Raw genomic sequence first — 7785 nt, 5'->3', positions numbered from 1 at the left:
GAGTTTTCAAGGTGCATTTGCGCGAGCCTAGATTTAAAGTAGCATTACAGCCGGTGGTTTGTAAATAGGTGAATTTCATTTTCCTCTCAAATCGTCTCCCAGTATAGCTTTCAGCGTTTGCGCGAACCCCCGAGAAAGGGGGAAACGCTCAATGGCTTATCCCGTAAGGGTTTCAGCCTCAAATTTTGCCCCCGGGTTTTCTACAGCTTAGGGCTCGCGCAAACTAGACAAAAAAGATAGTGGAGTCCCTGGGTTCTACTCCCCCGATTCGTTCTATTTTACCTTGGCAGCAGGCGCAGAGGAAGAAAAAGAGGATGCTGTCCTCCTCGGGTTTAATCACCTTGCTCAAGCGCGATCGCAGTTTACTGTACTGCGTGTCCGTCAAATCACACTCAAACAAGGAAAACTGCACCCACTGTCCATAGGATTTGAGCATATTATGAATCTTCGTGCGTCGTTTATCCTCAGAAATATCGTAAGCAATAACAATGTACATTCTCTAACTCAACTTCTCCCTATAAACGCCTATAACTCATGGGCACAAAACTTTATCCCCCAAATTTACCCTTGAAAAGACTTACCCCCTGAACCCAAAAATCGGGTTTAACCCCTAAGATTTCTGCCGGAATAGCAGACAGTTTTCCTTAAAAAAACCGAGTCTGAGGGTAAATCCTCTCCCCCTTCCCCCAGAGCAATTTTATTTCAACACCAACGGCGGATACTGGTCAATTTCTGCCATCAAATACTTCGCCATCAGTCGTCCTTGGATTTCAAAACTCTCCTGATAACTACATTTTCGTCCCATCACTGGATGCTTAAATTCCGATTGCTTCTTCTGTTCATAGAGGCGCAGAAAAATCCGCAACGCCTCGGGAGTTAAAGAAACCGCATTGCTAATCGGTTCAGTGGTAAAATCTGCCGGAGTAATCAAGCGAGTGTTAATTGCATTTAAAACCGCTGCATCCACCACTAACGGGCGAAACTCTTCCATCAAATCCAATGCTAATGAAGGACGGCCATAGCGTTCGACATGGAGATATCCTAAATAAGGGTCAAATCCCACAATATTCACCGCACTCTGGATATCGTGGCGCAGTAAGGAATAGCCTAAACTCAACAGCGCATTCACTGGGTCCGTGGGAGGACGGCGGCGGCGGGCTTCAAAGCTAAACCCTTCGGTGCGAATTAAGGCATCAAAACACTGAAAATAGGCCGCACTTCCCGCCCCTTCTAATCCCCGCAATGAATCAATACTGGTCGTCCGTTCTAGGGAGGAAATCCCTTCCTGGAGGCGGGCAATTTGGGTGGAAAAATTCAATTCAGTTCGTTCTCGCTGTTTTCGCATCAAGGCAATGCGATAGTTTTTTAATTTCCCCCGAATAAAACCGCGCACTAAATGCACAGATTTCTCCGTTTCTCCGGCAGCTTGCCACTGGGCTTTGCGAACAAAAATATTTTTAGTTACCTCGGGTTCTAATCGGCCTAAATAGCGCCCTGTATGGGTTAAAAAGCTCAAGGGAATGTGACGAGTGAGCAGTTCGTTCACTACTGCCGGGGAAACGGTTGCTCGTCCCAATACAACAACTCCCTCGATATTAATCAGCGGCACATCCAGCATTTTTTGCTTGTTAGCCCGGATGCTCAGACGCTCATCGGTTTTGCCAATAAAACAGTCATCTTGAGTGATGTAAACGGTTCCCATAATTATCTCCTAATGTTCGTTTAAATTTGATTGAATAACGCTAAATTTACTCCCATCGCTAAAGGAAAAAATTTGAGCATAAAAACCCGAATTTTTTGCACTTAACTGGCTTCTTGATAGCGCTTAATTTTGTCTGTTGCTTGGGGTAAACATTGGCGAAATAGGCTACAACCGCGACAACGTTTGCTGTAGATAGCCGGTGGCATTGTGCCGGTTTGTAACAGGGTCGAGATGGCTTCGATAGTGGCGATCGCCTCCTGTCGTAATCCCTCCGTAATCTCCACCTCTTGCCGTCGCCGAGTTTGGGCATAATACACATACCCTCGGGGAATGGCTTTCCCCATCATTTCCTCTAAACATAAGGCTTGAGCGCAAACTTGTAACTCATCATTATCCCATTCTCCTTTCTTCCCCCGCTTATATTCAATCGGATAAATTTCCCCCTCTACGGATTCAATTAAATCGGCTTTGCCAATCAATTTATACCGTTCCGACTTCAGCCAAATCGCCCGAACTTGCCACACTTCCTCTCGATTTTCATCTCCCAGAGTATGTACCCGTTCATGTAAATCAGTTCCTTCTAAGGTGTAGTGATTGTCCCGAAACTCCCCAGCACAAAACATTCGCCAACAGCGATGAGGACAATAGGAATATTGATTGAGTGCAGCAATAGTAATGTAATCAGAGTTGTTCATGGGTTTAAATTGTGGAGAGAATTAACTGGCTGGCGATCGCCCTTCATCAAGACAGATTTAACCGCCGAATCATCCCCATTCCCATTGGTGTTTTCCGTCCCGCACCACTGTAGAGGGCAAAATCGGCTAAAACATTAATATCCTTGATAACTTGCGGCGAAGCATCCCCTAAAATGGAATATCCCATTTCCCCCACACAACCAATAAACTTACTGCGTTTATCGGTAATAATTTCCGATTGAATATTCACATAAGTGGGAAAAACATACTCCGTCAAAGACTCAGCTAGAGGAATTTGACTGTATTTATTCCAACGGTGTAGCAAACTATTAAATAAACTCTCTCGCGTTGGCAAACAGGAATCATATTGACCCTGGCGAAACGCCGTAGGCGTACAGAAAGCGATTTCAATTTTTCGCTTACTATCTGATGCCTTTTCATATAACTCAGCATAACTGCAAAAATTAGCCCAAGGTTGGGTGATTTGCGGCGTCCCTAAAATTCGGGTAATCTGTAAATTGGCAGAACCTAAATGCCAAGGTTGTTCGGGATTGAGATTTAACCAAAGCTGCATCAAGTTGTTAAATAATCCATCATCTAATAGGGAAACCCGCCACCAACAGGGTGTTCCTTTGGGAATGGGTTTATTGTGCTGCCATTGCAATAAGTGACCGGATTTTTGAGACGAATGGATAACTTGTAGGGGACTGAGAGTAAAGGCTTTTTCAGTCTTTTGTTCATGCAGAGAGGTTGCTAATTCGGGGTTAACAGAGTTGAGGAGGGTTAAAAATAGGGCATGGAGATGTCTACCGCTGACAAATTGCGGATAAATCGGGGAGGTGGGAACTAGGTTGATGATGAGACTATGAGGCATTTTTAATCCTTATGTTAGAGGTTGGGGCGAATATTGTTTTGAAGAAGAGAGGGGAAATTAAGAATTTTCGAGCAAAATCATCGGGCAAAATTAATTAGCCTAATTTTCTTTGATGTTAGGTCGAAATCGATATTCCATGTAAGCAGGAATTTTAAAGTTACCGATAGAAAAGCATTCTCCTTGTAGTCGCACATTTTGAATTAGGCTAACCGGCGGCATATTAATCGTATCATAACTAAAAACTTGATAAGTAAACATGACATCAAGCGGATTAAGTGGATGCTTGCAAATAAACGGTTCTTTGGATAAAGAACGCTTAACGGCATCGGAAAAAGGCATTTCTGTGACTTTTGCTTTACTCATCCATTTACCCAGCCGAATCCATCGGGGCAATTTTAGCGGCTGACTGGAAATGACAAAAAACTCAAAGATGCTTTCGGCTGAAACTTCTTTGTTTCTACCATAACTGGGAATGTTTTTTTGAGTTTTCTGCATTTCAACGTGATAGCGATTATCCGCATATTTCCAGGTATTGAGTTGAGTGGTATGGGAGAGCGATCGCGCTGGAGTGACATAAATTCCAGCCTGATTTAAGGCTGTCAAATGCACCTCATATTGTGGCACTTGTTCTCGACAAAAGTATCGGTAAGAATGTTCTTCCGGTACGCGAGTAGCGTAGACATCGCTATCGACCAATCCCAGTGCATAGCAAAGGGCGTAATTATGCAAAATTGGTTCAGTTTCATACAGTCTACCAATTTCACGAGTGGCGTAATAAAGACTATCGTGAAGTTCAAGATGATAGCGAGAAATCATCGGCATAAAAGTTATCCTCCATTTGAATTAAACAGTTGGGACACGGCAGTGCCGTGTCCTTTCTTTACCCAATTTGTGAACTATTTTGATTTTGCAGTTCCTTTTTTGTCTTGGTTTTTAATGTGCTTTTTGGCATAGTCTTTTGCCTCGGTATCTGCTTGCTGCAAAATCGATTGCATTCCTGCTTCGCTGCGAATCAGGGTTTTAACTTCATTGAGTACCGGCGTAAAGCGATCGCCTATAAAATCGGTATGCACGATAAATTCCTCCTCCATTAACTCTTGAATGGTTGTCGTAGCAGCCGCTGTCACTTCATCTTCGTTCAACGGATCGGGCGATAGCAGCTTGTCTGCTAGGTTCATTTCATCATAAATTGCCTGAGTCCAGCGTAAATTGCTAGTGATTTCACCATCGGCAAAAATAACACCAATTAACTCATTCCGCAGGCGACCCGTCCGCGTCGTTTGTGCGCCATAATGACGGGTCCGAAGGATATTATTGAAAACGTAGAGAAACCCTGCTTCTGTCGGGTCTTTCAACGTCACAATGCTGGGAAAAAAGACCTGGGGTTTGATATGGTCCTGCTGGTTAATTCGACTGGTGACTTCACCCGGTTTAGAACCCCCTTCCCCTTTAGATGCCATCGTGCCATTTTCATAAGGTGCATTTAAGGTAAAGGTTTCGTGCGCGTTATCAAAAGGGGTAATCGAAAAGGCAGTATCTACAACCACTTTTGATTTTTCCGAACCGGAATCCCCGATCGCAAACCCATAGATAATGCAATCTGGATTATTCATGGCAAAGCTGACATTATATTCGCACTCTTCAGCGGTCATTAATCCATAGTTTCGCAGCAATTCCCGACCTACTAACCGTTCTGGGGTGGATTGCTTGCGCTTAAACATGGTCAAACGGCTAATCGGTTCTTTCGTCTTAATTCCCGAACTCACCCGCGCTTTGTTCAATTCCCCATCAGTTTGAAAGAGGGGATAGGATTCTGTAATGCGAACCGTGAGAAAGTGGACATATTTCCCCATTGGTTTGTAGGGAATTTCATTTTGGAAAAATTGGGAGGAAACTGCTTTTAAGAATGCCATGATTTTTGTATTGATTAACAAGAATGGTTTACAAGGTTGCGGGGAGGACAAGGCAGTGCCTTGTCCTTACAGTTATTCGGGGGATTCTTCCTCTGATTTGTCTTTAGATTTAGCGGAATATTCTTGATTTTCTTTGTCATCGGCTAGGCGGTAAATAAATTCACAGGTATCGCGAATCAGGTTGAGTTGTCGTCCTGCTAAACGAGCGCGATCGCCTCCAAAAGATTTCTCAAATACCTCGACTACAAAATACTCGGCAAACTCTAAAATTGCCTGCCGTTCATCTTCACGATTTTTGAAAATCCAGCGACCTTCTGCTGTGGACCGATGCACCCGATCCATGAGTTGGAAAACTTCGGCAGCAACAACCATTACTAAGGCTTCCCCTTGAAAGCTGGGGTCAGCTTTAAGGATAGTATCTGCCGCGATATCAATGGGTTTGAGCACGGCATTACTTTTGGGATTGTATCGCTTATTAGCACGGTAAAACTCGCGATACAATTCAGTTAATTGTTTCGGATGGTTCAAACTCGATTTTTCTCCCACGATTAGGGTCTCCTGTTCAGAATTATAGGTAACATAAGGGTCAAAGCAGGGGTAAAAATCATAAGCGTAAAGTTTGATTTTCTCAATTCGGGCTGTATCTACCCCTTGGCGACGCACCCAGCGATTGAGATAGGCAAATACAAACAATGGACTGGTTTCAAAATCTGTTGCTAACTCAGTTAATTTCCCCCAGTTAGCATCATATTTTCCCTTGCTTTGTTTGGCATTCACATCCAGATGTATGGCATAAGCAGCAGTTAACGCCTTCAGGGGTGCAGGATACGATGCACCGTTTTCTTCCCATCCTTCTAAGATGTAGTCGAGACGGAAGCGATCGCGCTTGGTGAGTAACCGCAAAGCAACAGGTGCGCTATCCAAAAACACGGTTTCTTCAAATTCTGCACCATCATTAAAAGGCGGAATTGGCGACTCGGAAACCACGGTTTTGACATCCAGAATCATTGGAAATACAAACCCCAACCAAGCAGGCATTACCCAGGATTCTGTATCCGTCGGGTCCCGTCCCGGTGGGAGTGCCATGAAGTAAAACGTCATGGGTTGATCTTCCAGATAAGACAGCTTAAAAGTGCGGTCTTTTTTATGTTCTTTATCGTCTTCTGGCAAGTCTTTCTTGCGCTGCAAATCTTCATCCATGAGAAACGCATCGACACTCTGATATTGACTGCGCTCAAAATTCGCTTTAAACTCATCGCCGATAAAGTGATTGCGAATTTGTGCGTTAAACCGAGTTTGAGCGATATCCGTATAGGCACGATGGAGAAATTTGTTAGTTTCTGGGGTGAAGTAATAGGTGGGATAGAAATAGAGATAGCGATATTTGCCATCTTCAAACCGCTTACCCGTTGCCTGGGTTTGATTCATCAAAATTTGCCGTAGCATCATCTCCAAACCGGCAATACTGGAAATGTTCCGTTTAGCATTAGAACCCCCTAACATTTGTTTGTTGGTATAAACCTGCGGCGTGAATAAAACTGCTGATTCCATTTGTTCAGTCACGCCATAGGCAGAATGAGAAATCGAGCAAATCATTTGTCGTCCTCGTCCCGATTTTTTCGCCATATTATAGCGATGGAGTTCATCGAGAAAGGTATCCGCAGATGTCTCAACTGTCGTCATTCCAGGTAACATGACCACCTGCTGCACCCACTGGCGCAAGTCGTCCCATCCATCGGGGAGTTGATATTGAGAAATAATCGCTGAAGTTAGTTCAGAAATATGTGCGATCGCAGCTTCACAAATCGGTCTGATATCTTCGACACCGGGATGATGTTGGAGATATTTTGCCGCTAGATAATACCACTCATAGGGGACACCCCCGGTATTCCCTTTGAGCTTGTTTGCTTTGAGACTTTCGTTAATGCGTTGGATTTCACGAATCTGTGGCAGATATTGGGAAAGGTTCCAAAACTTTACCATTTCCTGCACTAAATCTAAATCTGGGGGTGACGGCAATTTCTTATTTTGCTTGCGTGCAGTTTCGATGCGACTGAGGCGATCGCCCCAAATTTTGCGCGTTGCCACATCCCCAAATTCTGCAATTTGGTCGATGCGGATATCATCCTCAAATTGAAAATCAGCATTCTCTGATAAAACGCCTTTCTTTTGAAAAGCAACTAAATTTTCGCTGCGACTTTTTGCCACGGAATTTTTGAGGGGATTGAGAATTTTTAACGTAGCACTAAGCGCCACTTCCATCAAACCCAAATCCTCAAAAAACAGGGTGTAATAGTCAGCATATTTCATGCCTTTGCCATCTCGACCAAACCCAGTTTGTCGGCGTTTAAGCTGATTGGCGCACAATTGCTTAATTTTTTGGATGACTCTTTCTGGAATATCCGCTACGGGTACGGGTGGTGCATCTCGCCGCGCTAGATAAATCACTCCCGTTGGCAGATAGAGTAAGGGTTCATAGTAGGTGCAATCGGCGGTATTCAGCGCAGTGTGAGCATCCATCAATGCGTTATTGACTACATTGGTTAACACCCCGCGATTTTCCGCCAAACTGTGATAATTCAACTTCAGGGTTTCATTGCT

General features: G+C 44.0%; 7 protein-coding genes. All 7 read right to left on the bottom strand.

Features of this window, described 5'->3' with window-relative positions:
- Window positions 1-223 precede the first annotated feature (223 nt).
- Window positions 224-496, bottom strand: a complete 273-nt coding sequence (gene cas2, locus J0895_RS15855) for a CRISPR-associated endonuclease Cas2 (protein WP_207089015.1) — start codon at window positions 494-496, stop codon at window positions 224-226.
- Between the two features lie 201 nt (window positions 497-697).
- On the bottom strand, window positions 698-1702 hold the full coding sequence (gene cas1d, locus J0895_RS15850; protein ID WP_207089014.1) for a type I-D CRISPR-associated endonuclease Cas1d: 1005 nt from the start codon (window positions 1700-1702) through the stop codon (window positions 698-700).
- 101 nt (window positions 1703-1803) lie between these two features.
- Window positions 1804-2397 (bottom strand): CRISPR-associated protein Cas4, encoded by a 594-nt coding sequence (cas4, locus tag J0895_RS15845; protein ID WP_207089013.1) that lies wholly within the window; start codon window positions 2395-2397, stop codon window positions 1804-1806.
- A gap of 46 nt (window positions 2398-2443) precedes the next feature.
- Window positions 2444-3271 (bottom strand): CRISPR-associated endoribonuclease Cas6, encoded by an 828-nt coding sequence (cas6, locus tag J0895_RS15840; RefSeq protein ID WP_207089012.1) that lies wholly within the window; start codon window positions 3269-3271, stop codon window positions 2444-2446.
- A gap of 99 nt (window positions 3272-3370) precedes the next feature.
- Window positions 3371-4093 carry a type I-D CRISPR-associated protein Cas5/Csc1 gene (cas5d, locus tag J0895_RS15835; protein WP_207089011.1) on the bottom strand — a complete coding sequence of 241 codons (723 nt, stop codon included), beginning with the start codon at window positions 4091-4093 and terminating at the stop codon, window positions 3371-3373.
- Between the two features lie 74 nt (window positions 4094-4167).
- Window positions 4168-5184 carry a type I-D CRISPR-associated protein Cas7/Csc2 gene (gene cas7d / locus J0895_RS15830; RefSeq protein WP_207089010.1) on the bottom strand — a complete coding sequence of 339 codons (1017 nt, stop codon included), beginning with the start codon at window positions 5182-5184 and terminating at the stop codon, window positions 4168-4170.
- Window positions 5185-5256: 72 nt separating this feature from the next.
- Window positions 5257-7785 (bottom strand): type I-D CRISPR-associated protein Cas10d/Csc3 (gene cas10d / locus J0895_RS15825; protein ID WP_207089009.1); only part of this gene is annotated, 2529 nt, incomplete at its 5' end.

The sequence above is a fragment of the Phormidium pseudopriestleyi FRX01 genome (assembly GCF_017313335.1).
Taxonomy (GTDB): domain Bacteria; phylum Cyanobacteriota; class Cyanobacteriia; order Cyanobacteriales; family Laspinemataceae; genus Laspinema; species Laspinema pseudopriestleyi.
The sequence above is the reverse complement of the archived record's forward strand: the minus strand, read 5'-3'. Positions and strand labels throughout refer to the sequence as shown.